Source organism: Mycobacterium sp. E735 (assembly GCF_001666955.1).
Taxonomy (GTDB): domain Bacteria; phylum Actinomycetota; class Actinomycetes; order Mycobacteriales; family Mycobacteriaceae; genus Mycobacterium.
Genome location: NZ_LZIX01000230.1, coordinates 21,239 through 42,511 on the forward strand (window position 1 = coordinate 21,239; position 21,273 = coordinate 42,511).

General features: G+C 70.9%; 14 protein-coding genes and 1 pseudogene. 10 read left to right on the top strand and 5 right to left on the bottom strand.

The window, feature by feature from the left end; translation table 11 throughout:
• The first annotated feature begins 109 nt into the window (after window positions 1-109).
• Window positions 110-1,690, top strand: a complete 1,581-nt coding sequence (locus A5704_RS18885) for a PPE family protein (protein ID WP_067890452.1) — start codon at window positions 110-112, stop codon at window positions 1,688-1,690.
• On the opposite strand, the gene A5704_RS18890 is transcribed toward A5704_RS18885, so the two are convergent.
• The 3 genes from A5704_RS18890 to cobG are packed head-to-tail and all read right to left on the bottom strand — an operon-like array spanning window position 1,687 to window position 4,949.
• On the bottom strand, window positions 1,687-3,168 hold the full coding sequence (locus tag A5704_RS18890) for a precorrin-2 C(20)-methyltransferase (RefSeq protein ID WP_067760907.1): 1,482 nt from the start codon (window positions 3,166-3,168) through the stop codon (window positions 1,687-1,689). The two genes, A5704_RS18885 and A5704_RS18890, sit on opposite strands and share 4 nt — an antisense overlap.
• A complete protein-coding gene (locus A5704_RS18895) occupies window positions 3,165-3,791 on the bottom strand; it encodes a precorrin-8X methylmutase (protein ID WP_067782262.1) in 627 nt (208 codons plus the stop codon). Before A5704_RS18895 ends, A5704_RS18890 begins: the two co-directional genes overlap by 4 nt.
• Before the next feature lie 9 nt (window positions 3,792-3,800).
• Window positions 3,801-4,949: a precorrin-3B synthase gene (gene cobG / locus A5704_RS18900; RefSeq protein WP_067890454.1), complete on the bottom strand. Its 1,149-nt coding sequence runs from the start codon at window positions 4,947-4,949 to the stop codon at window positions 3,801-3,803.
• Between the two features lie 67 nt (window positions 4,950-5,016).
• Here cobG and A5704_RS18905 point away from each other — a divergent pair, with 67 nt between their 5' ends.
• From A5704_RS18905 to A5704_RS18920, 4 genes are all read left to right on the top strand, one after another.
• On the top strand, window positions 5,017-5,685 hold the full coding sequence (locus A5704_RS18905; RefSeq protein ID WP_067890457.1) for an alpha/beta hydrolase: 669 nt from the start codon (window positions 5,017-5,019) through the stop codon (window positions 5,683-5,685).
• 3 nt (window positions 5,686-5,688) lie between these two features.
• Complete coding sequence (gene cobN, locus A5704_RS18910) at window positions 5,689-9,264, top strand: cobaltochelatase subunit CobN (protein ID WP_067782271.1); 3,576 nt, start codon at window positions 5,689-5,691, stop codon at window positions 9,262-9,264.
• Window positions 9,265-9,362: 98 nt separating this feature from the next.
• Entirely contained in the window at window positions 9,363-9,749 is a 387-nt protein-coding gene (locus A5704_RS18915) for a PPOX class F420-dependent oxidoreductase (RefSeq protein ID WP_067890460.1), read from the top strand.
• Window positions 9,750-9,754: 5 nt separating this feature from the next.
• Entirely contained in the window at window positions 9,755-10,609 is an 855-nt protein-coding gene (locus A5704_RS18920; protein WP_067890462.1) for a type 1 glutamine amidotransferase domain-containing protein, read from the top strand.
• 5 nt (window positions 10,610-10,614) lie between these two features.
• Here A5704_RS18920 and A5704_RS18925 read toward each other — a convergent pair whose 3' ends face one another.
• Window positions 10,615-11,322, bottom strand: a complete 708-nt coding sequence (locus tag A5704_RS18925; RefSeq protein WP_067760893.1) for a dienelactone hydrolase family protein — start codon at window positions 11,320-11,322, stop codon at window positions 10,615-10,617.
• Between the two features lie 73 nt (window positions 11,323-11,395).
• Here A5704_RS18925 and A5704_RS18930 point away from each other — a divergent pair, with 73 nt between their 5' ends.
• The 3 genes and pseudogenes from A5704_RS18930 to lnt all read left to right on the top strand — a co-directional run bounded on the left by A5704_RS18930 (window position 11,396) and on the right by lnt (window position 16,424).
• Entirely contained in the window at window positions 11,396-11,932 is a 537-nt protein-coding gene (locus A5704_RS18930; protein WP_067890464.1) for an FxsA family protein, read from the top strand.
• 106 nt (window positions 11,933-12,038) lie between these two features.
• Window positions 12,039-13,571 carry an amidohydrolase gene (locus tag A5704_RS18935; protein ID WP_156675630.1) on the top strand — a complete coding sequence of 511 codons (1,533 nt, stop codon included), beginning with the start codon at window positions 12,039-12,041 and terminating at the stop codon, window positions 13,569-13,571.
• 268 nt (window positions 13,572-13,839) lie between these two features.
• Window positions 13,840-16,424, top strand: a pseudogene (lnt, locus tag A5704_RS18940) (apolipoprotein N-acyltransferase).
• A gap of 12 nt (window positions 16,425-16,436) precedes the next feature.
• Here the strand turns inward: lnt and A5704_RS18950 are convergent.
• Entirely contained in the window at window positions 16,437-16,772 is a 336-nt protein-coding gene (locus A5704_RS18950) for an RNA polymerase-binding protein RbpA (protein WP_067760885.1), read from the bottom strand.
• 169 nt (window positions 16,773-16,941) lie between these two features.
• On the opposite strand from A5704_RS18950, the gene A5704_RS18955 reads away from it, so the two are divergent.
• Window positions 16,942-17,301: a hypothetical protein gene (locus tag A5704_RS18955; RefSeq protein ID WP_082950444.1), complete on the top strand. Its 360-nt coding sequence runs from the start codon at window positions 16,942-16,944 to the stop codon at window positions 17,299-17,301.
• Between the two features lie 338 nt (window positions 17,302-17,639).
• The coding region (locus tag A5704_RS18960) for a type I polyketide synthase (RefSeq protein WP_156737704.1) at window positions 17,640-21,273 on the top strand (3,634 nt) is incomplete at its 3' end.

The window sequence follows — 21,273 nt, forward strand, 5'->3', positions numbered from 1 at the left end:
CCCCGAAATCAGCCGGCGGGAACTAATCCGTCCGGCGAACCGACCACTGGACGTCAACAGCCCCGACATTCGAAGAGGTATTCGTGTTCCTGCCCGAAAACCCCCGACGGTGACCGCCCCGATCTGGATCGCCTTCCCGCCCGAGGTGCACTCGACGCTGCTCAGCAGCGGGCCCGGAGCCGGGCCGATGCTCGCCGCCGCCGCGACATGGTCGTCGATGAGCAGCCAATACGCCGAAGCCGCAGAGGAACTCACCGGGCTCCTGGGCGCCGTGCAGGGCGGCGCGTGGGAGGGGCCCACCGCCGAGCAGTACGTCGCGGCCCACGCCCCGTACCTGGCCTGGCTGCTGGAGGGCTCCGCCAAGAGCGCGACGGCCGCGGCGCTGCACGAGACGGCGGCCGGGGCTTACACCGCGGCACTGGTTGCCATGCCGACGATGCCCGAGCTCGCCGCCAACCACGCGACGCACGCGGCGCTGGTGGCGACGAACTTCTTCGGCATCAACACCATTCCCATCGCCGTCAACGAGGCCGACTACGCGCGCATGTGGGTGCAAGCCGCCACGACGATGACCACCTACCAAGTGGCCGCCGAATCCGCGCTCGCGGCGGTCCCCACCACCACGCCCGCGCCCATGATCGTGGCCCCGGCCGCGGAGGCGAGCGTCGCAAGCGCGCAGGCCGCCGACACGCCGCAACCGGCGCGGACCTATCCGTCCTGGCAGGACCAGCTCACCGCCTGGTTGCAGCAGTACACGAAGAATTTCGCGTGGCCGGTCTCCAAAGACCTCAACCCCGGTGGCTGGCCGTTTCCGCCGGTGCCATTCGTCAACGGCCTCGCCTCGTTCTTCGGTCAATTGGGGCTATCGCCGGCGCTTTCCAGCGCCCTGGGCTGGGCGATCTTTCACACGCTGATGATCTTCTGGCCCTTCATGCAGGCCGCCATCCAGATGGCGGTGGTGCTGGCGCCGATGGTGGTGTCCGTGCTGGGCGCCGCCGCGGCCGGGGGAGCGGCGGCCGCGGTCACCGCGATCAGCGTCGCCGTCCCGCTGTCGGCCGCCGCGCCGCTGCCGGCGCCCGCGCCCGCGCCGGCGCCGATGGCGACCGCGCCGGCGCCGGCGATCGGCACCGCTCCGGCGAGCGTGAGCAACGCCCAGACCATGTCCAGCGCCCCCGCATCGACGGTGGCCGCACCGGCCGGTGGCGGACCGTTCGGCGGCGGGCCGGGCGCCGGCTTCAGTCCCACGGCCACGGACGGCATCGGAGCGGGCATGCCCGACGCCCTGTACGCCGTGGGACTGTCCGGGCTGGCGGCCCGCGGCAGCGCCAGCGGCCGGTCACGTCGCAAATCGGAGGAACCGGCGCCCGACGACGTCGACGCCCCCGCCGCGGCCGCCGCGGCCGCCGCGGCCAAGAAGAAGGCGCGGGCCCGCCGGCGCCGCCCCGGAACGGCCACCGACCGCGCGTACCGCTACGAATTCATGGACCTCGATCAGGAGTCGGGGGCCGGCGACGAGGACCCGGACGCCGTGCGCGCCTCGGACCAGGGCGGGGGACCGCTCGGATTCGCCGGTGCCGCAGCGAGATCCGGTCTCGCGCAGCCGACCGGGTTGGCGACGCTGACCCGCGACGGGTTCGGTGACGGGCCGACCGTGCCGATGATGCCCAGCAGCTGGCGCAGCGACGATTAACCGAGCGGGTAGCGCCGGGGTGTGAACACCCGGTCGCCGGAATCGCTTGCATGCCATTGCGTTTGCGACGATCCGACGATCAGCAGGCAACGCATGTCCACCTGCGCGGGGTCTAGATCGGCCAGCCGCACCACGCGGACGTCCTCGTCGGGCCCGGAAACGCTGCGGCCGACCACCACCGGCGTCCCGGGCTCGCGGTGTTCCAGCAGCAGGTCGCGCATCGCGCCGACTTGCCACGTTCGCGACTTGGACGCCGGGTTGTAGATGGCCAGCACCAGGTCGGCGGCGGCCGCCGCGGCCAGCCGCTCGGCGATGATCTCCCACGGTTTGAGCCGGTCGGACAGCGAGATCACCGCGTAGTCGTGGCCCAGCGGAGCGCCGACCCGGCTGGCGACGGCCTGGGCCGCCGTCATCGCCGGAATCACCCGGATCGCCACTCCCGGCCACTCTTTGGCCTCTTCCAGCACCGCGGTCGCCATCGCGAACACCCCGGGGTCCCCCGAGGACACCACCGCGACGGCACGGCCCTGCTCTGCCAACGCGCAGGCCAGTCGGGCGCGCGCGGGCTCGTCTGTGTTGTCGCTGGGGTGCCGGCGTTGGCCGTCGCGCACCGGGACGCGATCCAGGTAACCGGCGTAACCGATCAGGTCGGTGGCGCCGGCCAGCTCACGCCGGCTCTGCGGGGTCATCCAGTCGCTGCCGCCGGGCCCCAGGCCGACCACCGCGACCGTGCCGGCCGCCGCTGGCTGCCGTCCGCGGCGCCCACCCGGCAGCATCGCCAGCGAGAAGTAGGGCACGCCGGCCTCGTCGACGTCGGCGGCGGGCAGGATTCGCTGCCCGGCGGTGCTGGCCCGCTCGACGTAGAACGCGTCGTCGAGCTGCCCGGACGCCGAAAGCGCTTCGCGCACAGCGCGATACGAGCGACCAAGTTTCAGCACCACCGCGGCGTCCGCGTCGGCCAGGCGGCGGGTGAGCTCGGCGACCGGCAGGGTGCCCGGCAGCACCGAGAGCACCTCGTCGCCGGCCACCAACGGCGTCGCGATGGCCGCCGACGCGGCGCTCACCGACGTAACCCCCGGCACGATGACGGCGTTGAACCGCTGCGTCAGCCGGGTGTGCAGGTGCATGTAGGAGCTGTAGAACAGTGGGTCGCCCTCGGCGAGCAGCGCCACATCGCGGCCCGCGTCGAGATGAGCGGCGATGCGCGCGCTGGCTTCCACGTAGAAGTCCTCGAGGGCCCCGGCGTAGCCGCCGGGGTGGTCGGTCACCTCGGTGGTCACCGGATAGATCAGGTGCTCCTCGATCTGCCCGGCCCGCAGGTACGGTTCGGCGATCCCGCGCGCGATGCTGCGGCCGTGCCGGGCGCTGTGGTAGGCCACCACGTCGGCCTCGCCGATCACCCGCGCCGCCTTGACGGTCACCAGCTCCGGGTCGCCGGGTCCCAGCCCGACACCCCAGAGAGTGCCCCGCGTGGTCATTCGCGGTCGCTCGCGATCGCATTGACCGCGGCGGCGGCCATGGCGCTGCCACCGCGGCGGCCCCGCACCACCAGATACGACATCCCGCGCGGACGGTCGATGAGCTCCTGTTTGGACTGGGCCGACCCGACGAATCCGACCGGCCCGCCCAGGACTCCGGCCGGCGGGGAAACCCCTTCGTCGACCAGCTCGAGCAACCGGAACAGGGCGGTGGGCGCGTTGCCGATGGCCAGCACGGCGCCGGGCAGCCGATCGGCCCACAGCTCCACCCCGGCCGCAGATCGGGTGGTGTGCCTGCGCGAGGCCAGGTCCGCGGCGCGCGGGTCGGCCACCAGCGACACCACCTCGTTGCCGGCCGGCAGCCGCGCGCCGGTGATCCCGGCGGCCACCATCGACGAATCGCACAGCACCGGCGCGCCGCCGCGCAGGGCGGCGCCGACGCGCGCGGCGACGTCGTCGGTGTAGGCGACGTGCTCGGCGACGTCGACCTGCCCGCAGGTGTGGATCAAGCGCACCACCACCCGCGCGATGTCGTCCGGGAAGCGCGCCAGGTCGGCTTCGGCCCGAATGGCCGCGAACGACTGCCGATAGATCTCAGCTGCGTCGCGGATGTAGTCGAGCACCCGCTTACCCTAAGGTCCTGGCGGCGACCCGCTTCGCCCGGCTTCGCCGCGCTTGCGGTCACCGCGTAGCTGGCGGTATCCGTCGCCAGTCGCCAGCAGCACCTCGCCGGTCAGCGGGCTGCCGCACGCGCGGTCGCAGCCGACGAAATGGCGATGCACTCCCGCATCCCCGCCCAGCGCCGCGGCCGCGTCGGCCCGGACATCGGCCAGCGAATGCGCGCATCCGGGGCTGCCGGTGCAGGCGCTGACGTTCAGCCAGGGGGAGTTCTCGTCGAACACCAGACCCAGCGGGGCCAGCACCCGCAGCGCGACGTCGGCGACGCCCTCGTCGAGATCGCACACCAGCACCGAGCGCCAGGGTGTGATCACCAGCGGCGCCTCGATCGCCGCCAGGAATTCCGCGACCCGCGCGGACAGCACCCCGAGCGGCACCGCGGCGCCGAGCGCCACCCGGCCATCATCCTGGTTGATCCAGCCCACCGGCGGCCTGGTGACCGCGGGAAAGGCGACGGCGCCCAGTTCCGCGCCGGGCAACAGACTTTCGACGTCGTCCAATTCCTTGACACGCCAAGCGCTTCCACGTGTCGCCGCGAAACGTGTCGCGATCATGACCAGCGTCTCGATCACCTCGCCGGCCGTCAGCCGGACGCCGGTGTCGCGTCCGGCGAGCAACAACGCCCAGCCATCGGGAAGCGCGTGCACACCGACGTCGGCGCACAGGCCGGAAACGTCGGCGCGCCCGTCGTCGAGGCCGAACCAGAATCGCCCGCCCAGCTCGACCAGGCTCGGCTCGGCGCGGATCGCCTCGTCCAGCTCGACGACCCACGGACGCACGTCGACAGTCCCGCCGGCCCGGCCGGATAGCGGCGAAGCGACGATGTTGCGTACCCGCTCGTGGGTCGCCGATGGCAACAGCCCCGCGTCGGCGATCGCCTCGGCCGCCGCGGTCACATCGGTGATCCCGCGCAGCTGCACGTTGCCGCGCGCGGTGAGCTCGAGCGTCGCCGAACCGAATTCGGTGGCCACCCGTGCCAGCGCGGCGAGCTGAGCGGCGGTCAGCATGCCGCCGGGCAGCCGGACCCGCGCCAGGGCGCCGTCGGCGGCGCGGTGCACCTGCAGCGCACCCGGGCATGCGTCGGTGTCGCGGGACCTGGGCACGCGTCCACGGTACGGGCCTGGTCCGCCTCACGATTGGGGTCTCGGGATCCGGGGCACCCTCGTCCGCATGCAGACGGTCGAATACGCCCCGGGCCGCTTGGCTGATGTCTACGGCGACTCCACTCGCCCCACGGTCCTGTTATGGCACGGCATGCAGACCGACGCGCGCGCGGCCTTCGGTCCGCTCGCCCGCCTGCTCGCCGAACGTGGCGCGGCGGCGGTCGCACCGGACTGGAACTCCCACGCCGACGACGGCGGGCGCGCAGACCTGCTGCGGTCGCTCGACTTCACCCGGGAACGTGCCGCCGACCCCGACGGCATCGTGCTGGTCGGGTGGTCCATGGGTGGGTGCGCCGCGGCGGGCCTGACGCTTCGCGGCGACGTCCCCTTGGCGCACACCGTCTGCCTCGCCGGGGCTTTCATGGTGCCCGACCCGCTCACCGGCCGGGTGCCGACCGAGGCGTTGACGCCGGAGCGCGGCGGCACACCGTTGACGTTGCTACACGGCCTGGCCGACGATGTCGTCCCGGTGACGGCCAGCAGGGACTTCGCCGCCGCCTTGCGACGGGCCGGCTGGCCGGTGGAGTTGGTGGAGCTGGCGGCCGACCACGGGTCCATCGCGGGCGCCGACTACGACGCCGCCGCAGATCGCTACGAGCCGGGTAAGAGCGACGAGGCGCTGCGGGTCGCCGGAGAGGTCGCCGCCCGGATCGCGGCGACCCTACGGTACGAATGAGGGGTGGCTGAGCCGACCATCCTTTTGCTGTCGACGTCCGACACGGACCTGATCAGCGCCCGCGCCAGCGGAAGAAATTATCGGTGGGCCAACCCTTCGCGCCTGGATGAAAGCGAACTGCCGGAACTGCTGGCCGGCGCGTCGATCGTGGTGGTTCGCATCCTCGGCGGTTACCGCGCCTGGCAGAGCGGGATCGACAGCGTGGTCGCCAGCGGCGTGCCCACCGTGTTGGTCAGCGGTGAGCAGGCCGCCGACGCCGAGCTGACCGGGCTGTCCACGCTCGCCGCCGGCATCGCGGTGCAGGCGCACATCTATCTGGCGCACGGCGGCGTCGAGAACCTCCGCCAGCTGCACGCCTTCCTGTCCGACACCGTGCTGATGACGGGGTTCGGGTTCAGCCCGCCCGTCGTGACACCGACCTGGGGCGAGCTGGAGCGGTCACACCCCGGCGAGTCCGACGGCCCCACGATCGCCGTCCTGTACTACCGCGCGCAGCAGCTGGCCGGCAACACCGACTACGTCGAGGCGCTGTGCCGGGCCATCGAGGACGCCGGCGCGCGGCCGCTGCCGGTCTACTGTGCGTCGCTGCGGACCGCCGAACCCGAACTGCTGCAACGGCTGGGGGACGCCGACGCCATGGTGGTCACCGTCCTGGCTGCCGGGGGACTGAAGCCGGCCACGGCGTCCGCCGGTGGCGACGACGACAGCTGGAACGTCGAACATCTTGCGGCCCTGGACATTCCGATCCTGCAGGGACTGTGCCTAACCAGCTCTCGGGCCCAGTGGAGCGAAAACGACGACGGGCTGAGCCCGCTCGATGTGGCCACCCAGGTGGCGGTGCCCGAGTTCGACGGCCGCATCATCACGGTCCCGTTCTCCTTCAAGGAGATCGACGACGACGGCCTGATCTCCTACGTTGCCGACCCGGAGCGGTGCGCACGGGTCGCGGGGCTGGCAGTCCGGCACGCGCGGCTGCGCCACGTCGCCCCGGCCGACAAACGGGTGGCCCTGGTGTTCTCGGCCTATCCGACCAAGCACGCGCGGATCGGGAACGCGGTGGGGCTGGACACGCCCGCCAGCGCGGTCGCGCTGCTGCGCGCGATGCGCGAGCGCGGGTACCAGGTGGGCGAAATCCCCGGCGTCGACGCCGACGACGGCGACGCCCTGATCCACGCCTTGATCGAACGGGGGGGTCAGGACCCCGACTGGCTCACCGACGGGCAATTGGCGGGCAACCCGATCCGCCTGTCCGCCAAGGACTATCGGGACTGGTTCGCCACCCTGCCCGCCGATCTGACCGACGCGGTGACACGGCATTGGGGCCCGCCGCCCGGGGACCTCTTCGTCGATCGCACACGAGACCCCGACGGTGAAATCGTCATCGCCGCAATGCAAGCCGGCAACCTGGTGCTGATGGTGCAGCCGCCCCGCGGTTTCGGCGAGAACCCGGTGGCGATCTACCACGACCCCGACCTGCCACCCAGCCACCACTACCTGGCCGCCTACCACTGGCTCGACGCCGGGTTCGGTTCGCACGCCGTGGTGCACCTGGGCAAGCACGGCAACCTGGAATGGCTGCCCGGCAAGACGTTGGGCATGTCGGCCGCCTGCGGATCCGACGCCGCGCTGGGCAACCTGCCCCTGATTTACCCCTTCCTGGTGAACGATCCGGGTGAGGGCACCCAGGCCAAGCGGCGGGCGCACGCGGTCCTGGTCGACCATCTCATTCCGCCGATGGCGCGCGCCGAAACCTACGGCGACATCGCCCGGCTGGAGCAATTGCTCGACGAGCACGCGAACGTCGCCGCGCTCGACCCCGGCAAGCTGCCCGCCATCCGCCAACAGATCTGGACCCTGATCCGGGCCGCCAAGATGGACCACGATCTCGGGCTGACTGAGCGGCCCCCCGAGGATTCGTTCGACGACATGCTGCTGCATGTCGACGGCTGGCTCTGCGAGATCAAGGACGTGCAGATCCGTGACGGACTGCATGTACTGGGCCAAAAGCCTTCGGGGGAAACCGAACTCGACCTTGTGCTGGCGATCCTGCGCGCCCGCCAGCTGTTCGGGGGAGAGCAGGCCATCCCGGGATTGCGGCAGGCGCTGGGCCTTGCGGAGGACGGTACCGACGAACGCGCATCGGTCGACTCGGCCGAGGCAGCGGCCCGCGGACTCATCGCGGCGCTGCAGGCCAGCGGCTGGGAGCCCGACGCCGCCGACCGCATCACCGACAACCGCGAGATCGCGGCGGTGCTCCGGTTCGCCGCCACCGAGGTGGTGCCCCGCCTGGCCGGCACCGCGGCCGAGATCGACCAGGTGCTCGACGCGTTGGACGGCCACTTCATCCCGGCCGGCCCGTCGGGCTCACCACTGCGCGGTCTGGTCAACGTGCTGCCCACCGGCCGCAACTTCTACTCCGTCGACCCCAAGGCGGTGCCCTCGCGGCTGGCCTGGGAGGCCGGCGTGGCGCTGGCGGATTCGCTGCTGACCCGCTACCGCGACGACCATGGGCAATGGCCGCAGTCGGTGGGGCTCTCGGTGTGGGGCACCTCGGCGATGCGCACCGCAGGCGACGACATCGCCGAAGTGCTTGCGCTGCTGGGAGTTCGGCCGGTTTGGGATGACGCGTCGCGGCGCGTCGTCGACCTCACCGCCATACCGCTCGCCGAGCTGGGCCGTCCGCGCATCGACGTGACCGTGCGGATCTCGGGGTTCTTCCGCGACGCCTTCCCGCACGTGGTGACGATGCTCGACGACGCGGTGCGGCTGGTCGCCGGGCTCGACGAGCCGGCCGACGACAACTACGTGCGGGCGCACGCGCAGGCCGACCTGGCGCAGCACGGCAACCAGCGCCGCTCCACGACAAGGATTTTCGGCTCCAAGCCGGGAACTTACGGCGCCGGGTTGCTACAGCTGATCGACAGCCGCAACTGGCGCGACGACGCCGACCTGGCGCAGGTGTACACCGCGTGGGGTGGCTTCGCCTACGGCCGCGACCTGGACGGCCGAGAGGCGGTCGACGACATGAATCGTCAGTACCGGCGGATCGCGGTGGCCGCCAAGAACACCGACACCAGGGAACACGACATCGCCGACTCGGACGACTATTTCCAATACCACGGCGGGATGGTGGCCACGGTGCGGGCGTTGACCGGGCAGGCGCCCGCCGCCTACATCGGTGACAACACCCGGCCCGACGCGATTCGGACGCGGACGCTGTCCGAGGAGACGACGCGGGTGTTTCGCGCCCGAGTGGTCAATCCGCGCTGGATGGCGGCGATGCGCCGGCACGGCTACAAGGGTGCGTTCGAGATGGCGGCGACGGTGGATTACCTGTTCGGCTATGACGCGACCGCGGGCGTGATGGCGGACTGGATGTACGAGCAGCTCACCCAGAGCTACGTGCTGGATCCCGAGAACCGGAAATTCATGGCGGAGTCCAATCCCTGGGCGCTGCACGGCATGGCCGAACGACTGCTGGAGGCCGCCGGCCGCGGCATGTGGGAACAGCCGCAACCGGAGACCCTCGACGGCCTGCGCCAGGCGCTGTTGGAAACCGAGGGGGACCTGGAGGGCTGACCCCTGACGCGAGTGTGCGGCTAGCCGCACACTCGGCAGCGAACGTGCGGCTGCCCGCACACTCGGCACGGGCGGGCTACGGGGCGTAGGTTGACACCGTGACACCCACCTTCGCCGATCTCGCCAAGGCGCAATACATCCTGCTGACCACGTTCACCAAGGACGGCAAGCCCAAGCCGACGCCGATCTGGGCCGCCGCCAACCAGGATCGGCTGCTGGTGATCACCGGAGAAAAGTCGTGGAAGGTCAAGCGGATCCGCAACACTCCGCGGGTCACGCTGGCCACTTGTACCATGCAGGGCAAACCGACCAGCGAGGAAGTCGAAGGCACCGCCGCCATCCTCGACAAGTCGCAGACCGCCGCCGTGTACGACGCCATCGGCAAGCGCTACGGCATCCTCGGTAAGGTCTTCAACCTCTTCAGCAAGCTGCGCGGCGGCATGGAGAACAACGTCGGCCTCGAACTCAGGGTGTCCCCGACGTAAGGGCCATGGGCACCGTTCTCGTCCCGATCCCGGACCGCGACTTCGACCCGACCGAGGTCGCGGTCAGTTGGCGCGTCCTGACCGACGACGGGCATCGGGTGGTGTTCGCCACCGAGAGCGGAACGCCCGGCGCGGCGGACGACATCATGGTGAGCGGCCGTGGCCTGGACCTCTGGTCCGCCCTGCCGGTGCTGGGGGCCATTCCCGTCATCGGTCTGATGCTGCGGGCGAACAAGGCCGGGCGCGGCGCCTATCGGGACATGTTGGCGTCAAACGAGTTTCAGCGCCCGGTCGCGTGGGCCCAGGCCACCCTCGACGGCATCGACGCGCTGCTGCTGCCCGGCGGGCATCGGGCCCGCGGAATGCGCAGCTACGTCGACAGCCACATCCTGCATCGGCTTGTGGTGGACGCCTTCAAACGCGGCATGGTCGTCGGCGCCATCTGTCACGGCGTGCTGCTCGCGGCGCGCAGCGTCGACCCCGAGACGGGCCGCTCGGTGCTCTACGGGCACCAGACCACGGCCCTGACGTGGGCGATGGAGCGCCTGGCGTGGCGGTTGACGCGTGTCACCCGGTTCTGGGACCGAGACTACTACCGCACCTACACCGAGGAACCCGGCCAGGCGGAAGGGTACATGTCGGTGCAGGCGGAAGTGACTCGTGCGCTTGAAGATCCGGCGGACTTTCGCGACGTGGTGCGCGGTTCACCGGACTGGCGGCGCAAGACCTCCGGCATGGCGCGCGACACCGCGACCGACCCGCGGCCCGCGTTCGTCGTCGACGACGGCAACTACGTGTCCGCGCGCTGGCCCGGAGACACGCACACGTTCGCGACGGTCTTGTCGCGAAAGCTCAACTGACGCAGCTACGTCGTCGCGCCCGCCGCCAAGTGCTCGCCGAAGAACGCGAACACCCGGCGCCAAGCGTCCTCCGTGGCCGCCTCGTCGTAGCCGAAACCGGTGATCCGCAGCAGTGGCTGGGCCGGCAGGTCGTTGGCAAAGCTATGCCCCACACCGGGATAGACCTTCACATCGGCAGTGATGTTCTTCCTGGCGATGGTCTCGCGCAGCTTCTCGGGCGCGCCCCGTCCCAGCGGGTCCTTGGCGCCGAAACTGGCCACGATCGGGCACGCCCCGTCCAGCGTCTTGTCGAGGTTGCGGGGCAGGGGAGCGCCGTAGAACGGGGCGGAAGCGCCGAAACCCTTGGGAGACATGACCAATGCGAACTGGCCGCCCATGCAGAACCCCGCGATGCCGACCTGGCCGGAACATTCCGGCATGGCTTTCAGGTGATCGCGCGCCGCCAGGATGTCCGATAGGGCGCGGCCGCGCTGCGTCTGCAGCTCCTTCATCACCCGGGTGATGCAGCGCATCCGGCCGCCCCGCGCGTACATGTTGGGGGTGATCGCCACATAGCCGGCCTGGGCGATGCGCTTGTTCGTCGACTCCTTATCCCTGCCGTATCCGAACGCGTCATGAATCACGACGACGCCCGGCCACGGGCCCTGACCCGAGGGAAGGTCCAGCAGCGCGTCGATCGGTCCGTCGGGCGTGTCGATCTCAATCGTGGTCATAGCGTCATCTAACTGCAATCGCCCCGGACACCACCATGGGAACTTCGACGCGGTCGGCGTACGTTGCCCTGACATGCTGTCACGGCTGTTTCTCGGCTACGCCGTCGTCGAGCTGGCGGCGATCATCGCCCTGGTCTCGACGATCGGGTGGGGTTGGACGCTGCTGGCATTGGCGGGCACCTTCCTGCTCGGATGGGGCCTCCTGGTGCCGATGATGGGCTCGCACCTGCTGCGCCAGGTCGGCGACCTCCGCTCCGGTCTCGCAGAGCCCCGCACCGCGGTGCGGGACGGGACGCTGGTCTCGCTGGCCACCCTGCTGGTCTTGGTACCCGGCCTCGTGACAACGGCGCTGGGGCTGTTGCTGATGGTGCGACCCGTACGGTCGGCCGTCGGGCCCGGTTTGGCCGCGATCGCGATGCGCGGACTGCGGCGGCGCATGCCGCTGCTCGCCGACACGACTCTGTTCGGCGCCGGCGCGCGTCAGACCGGCGGCCCCGCGCAAGACGGCTACATCGACGGCGAGGTCGTCGACGTCCGGGACTACCGCCCGCCCGCCCTCGAGAACGAGCCGGTCCGCGGCGGATTCCCGGGCCGGCCCGCCTGGGACTGATCGCCCCGCCCCGAAGCCCACGTAGTTTTGCCCTGTGAGCCACACGCCCACCACGCTGTTGGTCAATGGCCGGGTGCACAGCCCGAGCCATCCGGACGCCACCGCCATGGCGGTGCGAGGCGACGTCATCGCCTGGCTGGGCAGCGACGACGTCGGCCGCAGCCTGTTTCCCGACGCTGACATCGACGACGTGGACGGCGGTTTTCTGGCGCCGGGATTCGTGGACAGCCACATCCACCTCACCGCCACCGGCCTGACGCTCAGCGGCCTCGACCTGCGCGCGGCCGGCTCGAGAGAGCAGTGCCTCCAGCTGGTGGCCGATTACGCGGCGGCCCACCCGGGCCTTCCCGTCTGGGGCCACGGGTGGGACGAATCGTCGTGGCCCGAGAACAGCGCGCCAACCACCGCCGACCTCGACGCCGTCCTGGGTGACCGGCCCGCCTACCTGTCCAGAGTCGACGTCCACTCCGCGCTGGCCTCGACAGCGCTGCGCCAGCGCATCGCGGACCTGCCGGCGGCCGGCGGCTTCCATCCCGACCGGCCGCTCACCGCCGACGCGCACCATCTGGTCCGCGCCGCCGCCCGCGACATGCTCACGCCCGAGCAGCTCGCCGAAGCCCGCACGGCCGCCCTGCGGGCCGCCGCGGCGGCAGGCATCGTCGCGGTGCACGAATGCGCCGGACCCGAGATCGGCGGCCTCGACGACTGGCTGCGGCTGCGGTCGCTCGATCAGGGCGTCGAGGTGACCGGCTACTGGGGTGAGGCCGTGAGCACCCCGGCACGGGCGCGCGCGCTCATCGAGGAGACCGGAGCCCGCGGGCTGGCCGGCGACCTGTTCGTCGACGGCGCGCTCGGGTCCCGCACCGCCTGGCTGCACGAGCCCTACGCCGACGCCGCGGACCGGTTCGGCACCTGCTACCTCGACCCCGACCTCGTCGAGGCGCACCTGCGCGCGTGCACCGAGGCCGAGGTGACCGCCGGCTTCCATGTCATCGGCGATGCCGCGGTGTCGGCGGTGGTGACGGCCCTCGAACGGGTCGTCGCCGACCTCGGGGCGGTGGCCGTCGCCCGGTGCGGGCACCGGTTGGAGCACCTTGAAATGGTCACCGCCGAGCAGGCCGGCCGCCTCGGGCAATGGGGCGTGATCGCCAGCGTGCAGCCCAACTTCGACGCGCTGTGGGGCGGCGCCGACGGCATGTACGCGCGGCGTCTCGGCGCCGAACGAGGCCGTCGGCTCAATCCGTTTGCGCTGTTAGCATCGCAAGGCGTGCCCCTCGCGCTTGGTTCCGATGCGCCGGTCACGGGCCTCGACCCGTGGGCGAGCGTGCGCGCGGCGGTCAACCACCACACGCCGGGCAGCGGGGTCTCCGCGCGGGCGGCGTTCGCCGCCGCGACCCGCGGCGGCTGGCGCGCCGCCGGCATCGACGACGGCAGGACGGGAACCCTGGTGCCGGGCGCGCCGGCCTCCTACGCCGTCTGGGACGCCGCGGCCCTGGAGGTCCACGCGCCCCGCGACGCCGTTCAGCGCTGGTCGACGGACCCGCGCGCCCGGGTCCCGGCCTTGCCGCGCCTGGGCCCGACCGACGCCTTGCCGCGGTGCCGGCGAACGGTGCATCGGGGCGCTGTCATCCATGGCTAGGGAATGGTTCGGCCGGAAAGACCGCCCCGGCCCAGCCGACGAGCCCGACCCGGCGGCCGGCGACCTGGCGGTCCCCCCGGACACCGACCCGATCGGCGACGAAGCCGAATCGGATCGCGACGACGATCCCGCCGACATCGCCCCGGAGTCCGGGGCCGGTGACGCCGCCGCGGAACCGGGCGCCGTGCCGCTCACGCACCGACTGCGGCCGGCGCTCGCGGCGCTGGGGGCGGGAACGCTCGCGCGGCTGCCCGGCGTCCGGGCGGCCATGCTGCCGCGGCTGACCCGGTTGCCGTGCGCCATCGGGGGCGGCGTTCTGCTGTTCACCAGCTTCCCGTCGCTGAATTGGTGGTGGGCCGCGGTCGTTGCGGCCTCGCTGCTGGCCTGGGTGCTCAAGCATCCGGCAACAACTCCGGCCGGTGGTCTGGGCTACGGGTTCCTGTTCGGGCTGGCGTTCTATCTTCCGCTGCTGCCCTGGGTCAGCACGCTCGTCGGCGCCGTGCCCTGGATGGTGCTGGCGATGACGTGTGCGCTGTTTCCCGCGCTATTCGGCCTGTGCGCCGTGCTCGTGCGCGGGCTGCCGGGCTGGCCCGTCTGGTTCGCGCTGGTGTGGGCGGCCCAGGAATGGTTGAAATCGATCGTCCCGTTCGGCGGCTTCCCATGGGGAGTGGTGGCATTCGGACAAGCGCAGGGCCCGTTCCTGCCGTTGGCCAAGCTAGGGGGGCCCGCGCTGCTCTCGTTGGCGATCGTGCTGATCGGGTTCAGCGCGACCGCGATCGAACTGGAAATCGTCAAGTGGTGGCGCACCGGCAACCGGGCGCACCGCGGTGCCGGCGAAGAGGAGGCGGCCAACGCCGATGCGGCACCGCCTGCGGTGGTGCTGCCCGGCGTCTGCATCTGCCTGGTGCTCTTCGCATCCGTCGTCGTCTGGCCGCAGGTTCGGCACGCCGGCACCGGGTCGGGCGGCGAGCCCTCGGTCACCGTCGCCCTGGTGCAGGGCAACGTGCCGCGACTCGGGCTCGACTTCAACGCGCAACGCCGGGCGGTCCTCGACAACCACGTCCGCGAGACGCTGCGGCTGGCGGAGGATGTGCGCGCGGGGCAGGCGCCACAACCCCAGTTCGTCATCTGGCCGGAGGACTCCTCCGACATCGACCCCCTGGCCAACGTCGACGCCGCGCTGGAAATCTCACAGGCGGCGACCGCGATCGGCGCGCCGATCCTGATCGGCACGGTCTCGGAGCTGCCCGGCAGCCCACCGGAGAACCCCCAATACACCAACACGATGATCGTGTGGAATCCGTCGACGGGGCCCGCCGATCGGCACGACAAAGAGATCGTGCAGCCGTTCGGCGAATACCTGCCGATGCCGTGGCTGTTCAAGCACCTATCCGGCTACGCCAACCGAGCCGGGAACATGGTGCCCCGCCCGGGCAGCGACGTCGTGCACATCGCCGGGGTGCCGATCGGGGTGGCCACCTGCTGGGAAGTGATCTTCGACCGCGTCCCGCGCAAAGCCGTCCTGAATGGCGCCCAATTGTTGGCCGTGCCGAGCAACAACGCCACCTTCAACAAGACGATGAGCGAACAACAGCTGGGCTTCGCCAAGGTGCGGGCCGTCGAGCACGATCGCTATGTGCTGGTCGCGGGCACCACCGGGATCAGCGCCGTGATCGCCCCCGACGGCGCCGAGCTGGTGCGCACCGACTTCTTCCAGCCCGATTACCTGGACATACAGGTGCGCCTGAAGACGAAACTGACGCCGGCGACCCGCTGGGGTCCCATCCTGCAATGGCTCCTGGTCGCGGTGGCCGCGGGGGCGATCCTGGCCGGGATACGGCAGAATGGTTGGTTCGCGCGTCCGGTTCGTCGGAGGTCCGAGGCCCCGAACGAATCCCCAGACACCGGTGCGCCCTCGGGTGAAGCCCCGCTTGACGAGGACAGTCCGCCCGCCGAGGGCGGGGACCAGGCGCCGCCGGGCGACGGCGGTGACTACACTCCGCTCCACGAGGGCGGCCGACGACCGTCGCGTAATTTCGGGCGACACAGAGGAGCTACATGACCACCGGCCAGCCGGCGCCCCGCGGCCCGGGGAATCGTCCCAGCGAGCGTGTCCTGGTGATCATCCCCACCTACAACGAGCGGGAGAACCTGCCGGTCATCCACCGGCGGCTGAAGGACGCGTGCCCCCACGTCCACCTGCTGATCGTCGACGACAGCAGCCCGGACGGAACCGGCGAGCTCGCCGAGGAGCTGGCGGCCGCCGACGCGGGCCACACCCACGTGATGCACCGCACCGCCAAGGACGGCCTGGGCGCGGCGTACCTGGCGGGCTTCGCGTGGGGTCTGAGCCGCGACTACTCGGTGCTGGTCGAGATGGATGCCGACGGCAGCCACGCGCCCGAGCAGCTTCACCGTCTGCTGGACGCGGTCGACGCCGGAGCCGACCTGGCCATCGGATCCCGCTACGTCGAGGGCGGGTCGGTGCGGAACTGGCCATGGCGGCGCTGGGCGCTGTCCTGGACGGCCAACACCTACGCGCGGCTCGCGCTGGGGATCGGTGTCCACGACATCACCGCCGGCTACCGCGCCTACCGGCGGGAAGTCCTCGAGGCGATCGGTCTCGAGGCGGTGGACTCCAAGGGCTACTGCTTCCAGATCGACCTGACCTGGCGCACCGTGTGCAGCGGGTTCGTCATCGTCGAGGTGCCGATCACCTTCACCGAGCGCGAACTCGGCGTCTCCAAGATGAGCGGATCGAACATCCGCGAGGCGCTGATGAAGGTCACCCGATGGGGCATCGAGGGCCGCAAGACCCGCGCCGGCACCCAGCGCGCCGACAACCGCAGCTAAAGCGGTCTGAGGTCAGCCGCGGCGGCGTGTCCGGATGATTTCGAGCCGCTCCTTGAGCAGCTCTTCGAGCTCTTCGACGCTGCGCCGCTCCAGCAACATGTCCCAGTGCGTGCGCGGGGGCTTCACCTTCTTCGGCTCGGGCAGGTCGCCCTCGATCAGGGTGCCTTCCAAGCCGTTGCGGCACAGCCACGTGCCGGGAATTTCAGCGTCGTCGGCGAAAGGGACCTCGAACTCTTCGCCGTTCTCGGTGCGGTACTTCGCGAGCTGACGTGGGGCGAGGTCGTGATTGCGGTCGGTCTCGTAGCTCACGGCTCCGAGGCGACTGCCTCTAAGGACGCGATCAGCCATGTTGCTACTCCTCTAGGTCTACTGAACTTCGGGCTGCTGTAATGCAATTCTGTCCGCTTGGCAAACGTTGCGGCGGTCTGCGTAGTTCCCCGGTCGGGTGGCCGGCGTACGCGACGCGACCTTCAATGATACCGGGATCGCCGCGCAATCCCGACTAAAGTCGGCAGGCGTGAGCCGCCGTCCCCGCCCGCAGCCGTGCCGTTGGTGCGGTCGAGACGTGTCCGACGCCGGGATGGGACGCCGCCGCCAGTACTGCCGCCAGTCGTGCCGGCAGCGGGCGTACGAACAACGCGCCTCGTTGACCCGGGGCGGTGCCGGCGCCTCGCTGGCCTTGCCTCCCGACGCGGTGGTCCTTTCGGCCGACGACGCCGCCGACCTGTCCGACCGGGTCTACCAGGTGCGGTGCGCGGCGGAGGATGTCGCCACCGCCCTCGACGAGGGAGCGCAGGCGACCGAACTGCGCGAACTGTGCGACCTGCTGATCAGGGCCGCCCGGGCGGCCGACGGCTGGCGCCGGGTGGGCGTCTGAGCCGTCCTGACCACTGCCGATGCATAGCCGGGTACAGTCGCGCCATGGACGGCGCGTCAGTTGTATCCCGGCGTACCGGGGTCGTGAGATGCCCCGGCACCCGCGGGCGCAACGGCGCGTTCCGGATCCCCTTGGACAAGGCGTGCCTCACGCCGATGCCGGTTCTCCCGTAGCAGTCGGGAGCATCGGGCGTTTTGAAATACCGTCAGAGTTGGCCATACTCACCAGCGACATTCTTGGGCCGGAGAGCGGCACGGCATCGCATCGTGCAGCAAATTCCGTGACTCGGCGAGAGTCGCATCGGGGCAGCTGACGGCCAAGTTAGGCGAGAGGTAGTGATGGTGGATCAACTCCAGCATGCGACCGAAGCGCTGCGCAAAGCGCTGGTCCAGGTCGAGCGCCTGAAACGCACCAACCGTGCGCTGCTGGAGCGGTCGAGCGAGCCGATCGCGATCGTCGGTATGTCCTGCCGCTTCCCCGGCGGAGTCGAGACACCAGAAGACCTGTGGCAGATGGTGGCCGACGGCCGCGATGTGATCACCGATTTCCCCAACGATCGCGGCTGGGACCTGGCGAGCCTGTACGACCCGGACCCCGACGCCCGCCACAAGACCTACGCGCGGACCGGCGGTTTCGTGGACGGTGTCGCCGACTTCGATCCGGCCTTTTTCGGCATCGCTCCGAGCGAGGCACTCGCGATGGACCCGCAACATCGGATGCTGCTGGAACTGTCTTGGGAGGCCTTGGAACGGGGCGGCATCGACCCGAGCGGGCTGCGGGGCAGCGCGACCGGGGTGTTCGCCGGGCTTATCGTCCAGGGCTACGGCATGCTCGCCGAGGAGATCGAGGGCTACCGCCTGACCGGCATGACCTCCAGCGTCGCCTCCGGTCGGGTGTCGTATGTGCTGGGACTCGAGGGCCCGGCGGTGTCGGTGGACACGGCGTGTTCGTCGTCGTTGGTCGCGTTGCACATGGCGGTTCAGTCGTTGCGCTCGGGGGAGTGCGATCTGGCGCTGGCCGGGGGCGCGACCGTCAACGCCACCCCGACGGTCTTCGTCGAGTTCAGCCGCCACCGAGGGCTGGCCCCCGACGGCCGGTCCAAGGCGTACGCCGGGGCTGCCGACGGAGTCGGCTGGTCGGAGGGCGGGGCGATGCTCGTCGTCGAGCGGCTCTCGGATGCCAGGCGGTTGGGCCATCCGGTGCTGGCGCTGGTGCGCGGCTCGGCGGTCAATCAGGACGGCGCATCGAACGGGCTGACCGCGCCCAACGGCCCCTCGCAGCAGCGGGTGGTGCGGGCGGCGCTGGCCAATGCCGGCCTGTCGACGGCAGACGTCGACGTGGTGGAAGGCCACGGAACAGGCACCACGCTGGGCGACCCCATCGAGGCCCAGGCGTTGTTGGCGACGTACGGCCAGGACCGGCCCGAGCCCCTGTGGCTGGGCTCGATCAAGTCGAACATGGGCCATACCCAGGCCGCCGCGGGCGTGGCGGGCGTGATCAAGATGGTCCAGGCCATGCGTCACGAAATGCTGCCGGCGACACTGCATGTGGACGTGCCCAGCCCGCACGTCGATTGGTCGGCGGGATCGGTCTCGTTGCTGACCGAGGCGCGGCCCTGGCCCGCGAATCGCCACGTACAACGGGCCGGGGTGTCGTCGTTCGGGATCAGCGGCACCAACGCACACGTGATCATCGAGGCGGTCCCGGCGCCCGAGCCGCTGACCGACCGCCCGAAGCCCGCGACGGTGCCGTGGGCGTTGTCGGCAAAGTCACTGTCGGCGTTGAGGTCTCAGGCCGCCCGGTTGGCCGGGCACCTGCGCGGCCACGACGAGATCGACGTCGCCGACGTGGCCTGGTCGTTGGCCGGCCGCGCCACCTTCGAGCACCGGGCCGTCGTCGTCGGTGCCGATCGGGATCGATTGCTGGCCGGGCTCGACGAGTTGACCGCCTCAGATATTCAGGACCCGGCCGGTTCGGTCATCCAGGGCAGCGCGCCACCCGCGGGCAAGAACGTCTTCGTGTTCCCCGGCCAAGGCTCGCAATGGCTGGGTATGGGGATCGAATTGCTCGACACCGCACCGGTATTCGCGCACCAGATCGACGCGTGCGCGGAAGTCTTCGCGGAATTCGTCGACTGGTCGCTGATCGACGTGCTGCGCGGCAACGCGGACGCCCCGGGCTTGGACCGGGTGGACGTCGTGCAGCCGGTGCTGTTCGCGGTGATGGTGTCGCTGGCCGAACTGTGGAAGTCGGTCGGCGTCAGCCCCGACGCGGTGATCGGCCATTCGCAGGGAGAGATCGCCGCCGCGTTCGTCGCCGGCGCGCTGTCGCTGCGCGACGCCGCTCAGGTGGTCACGCTGCGCAGCAAGTTGTTGCGGTCGATGGCCCACTCCGGAGGCATGCTGTCCATCGCGTGCAGCACCGAACGCGCACGGGAGTTGTTGGCGCCCTACGGCAACCGTGTCAGCATCGCCGCCGTCAACGGCCCCTCGGCGGTGGTCGTGTCGGGCGAAGTGGCCGCGCTCGACGAACTCGCCGGTTTCTGCGTGGACCTGGAGCTGCGCACCCGCCGGATCGACGTGGACTACGCGTCGCACTCGGTCGAGGTCGAGGCCATTCGCGACGAGCTGGCCGAGGCCCTGGCCGGTATCGAGCCCCGTTCCTCGCGTGTCGCCTTCTTCTCCACCGTGACCGGAAGCCGTTTGGACACAGCCGGTTTGGACGCGGCCTACTGGTACCGCAACATTCGGCAGACCGTGCAGTTCGACCAGGCGGTGCGCGCCGCCTGCGAGCACGGGTACCGCACGTTCATCGAATCGAGCCCGCACCCCGCGCTGATCGCCGGGATCGAAGGCAGCGCCAACGACTGCCTGAAAAACTCGGCCGGCGACCCCGAGGCCATCGTGGTTCCCACCCTGGGCCGCGATGACGGCGGCCTCGAGCGCTTCCTCACGTCGGCCGCCGCAGCATTCGCGGCCGGTGTGAGCGTGAACTGGCGTGGCGTCTTGTCCGGGGCGGGCTTCGTGGAACTGCCCACCTACGCCTTTGACCGGCGCAGGTTTTGGCTGTCCGGCGAGGGCATCGGGGCCGACGCCGCCGGGCTGGGGCTCGGGACCAGCGAGCACGCATTGCTCAGCGCGGTCGTCGAACTGCCGGCCTCGGACGGGGTGCTGCTGACCGGCCGGCTGTCGCCCGGCCTGCAGGGCTGGCTGGCCGATCACGCCGTCTCCGGTGCCGCGGTGTTCCCCGGCGCGGGTTTCGTCGAGTTGGCGATCCGGGCCGGCGACGAAGTCGGCTGCTCGGTGGTCGACGAACTCACATTGCAGGCGCCCCTGATGTTGCCCGCGGCCAGTTCCGTTGCCGTGCAGGTCGTTGTCGGTCCCAGCGAAGAATCGGGGCGCCGCGCCGTCTCGGTGTTCTCCCGCGCCGACGCCGGTTCGGCGTGGGTGTGTCACGCGGAGGGTGTGCTGAGTTCGCGGTCCATCGAGCCCCGCGCCGATCTGTCGGTGTGGCCGCCCGCGGGCGCGGTTGCCGTGGAGGTCGCCGACGGCTACGACCAGCTCGCGGCGCACGGCTACGGGTACGGCCCGGCGTTTCGTGGTTTGACCGCGACGTGGACCCGCGGAGACGAGGTGTTCGCCGAGGTGCGGCTGCCGGACGCGGCGGGAGGCGTCGGCGGTTTCGGCGTGCACCCGGCGTTGCTCGACGCGGCGATGCATGCCGTCATCATGGCCCAGCAGGCGGCGGGCCAGCCCGTCGAAGTGATGTTGCCGTTCTCGTGGCAGGACGTGTCGTTGCATGCCGCGGGCGCGACCGCGGTCCGCGTGCGGATCGCACCGACCGACAATGGCCCGCATGCGGGTGCCGGCACCGCCGCCATCTCGATCGAGCTGGCCGACGGGCTGGGCCTGCCGGTGCTGTCGGTGGGGACGATGGTCGCCCGGCCGGTGAGCGAGCGGCAGCTGCGTGCGG

Coding starts and splice junctions, on each gene's coding strand:
- A5704_RS18890 (WP_067760907.1), bottom strand. CDS start 3,168: ATGACCACGCGGGGCACTCTCTGGGGTGTCGGGCTGGGACCCGGCGAC.
- A5704_RS18905 (WP_067890457.1), top strand. CDS start 5,017: ATGCAGACGGTCGAATACGCCCCGGGCCGCTTGGCTGATGTCTACGGC.
- A5704_RS18920 (WP_067890462.1), top strand. CDS start 9,755: ATGGGCACCGTTCTCGTCCCGATCCCGGACCGCGACTTCGACCCGACC.
- A5704_RS18925 (WP_067760893.1), bottom strand. CDS start 11,322: ATGACCACGATTGAGATCGACACGCCCGACGGACCGATCGACGCGCTG.
- A5704_RS18930 (WP_067890464.1), top strand. CDS start 11,396: ATGCTGTCACGGCTGTTTCTCGGCTACGCCGTCGTCGAGCTGGCGGCG.
- A5704_RS18935 (WP_156675630.1), top strand. CDS start 12,039: ATGGCGGTGCGAGGCGACGTCATCGCCTGGCTGGGCAGCGACGACGTC.
- A5704_RS18950 (WP_067760885.1), bottom strand. CDS start 16,772: ATGGCTGATCGCGTCCTTAGAGGCAGTCGCCTCGGAGCCGTGAGCTAC.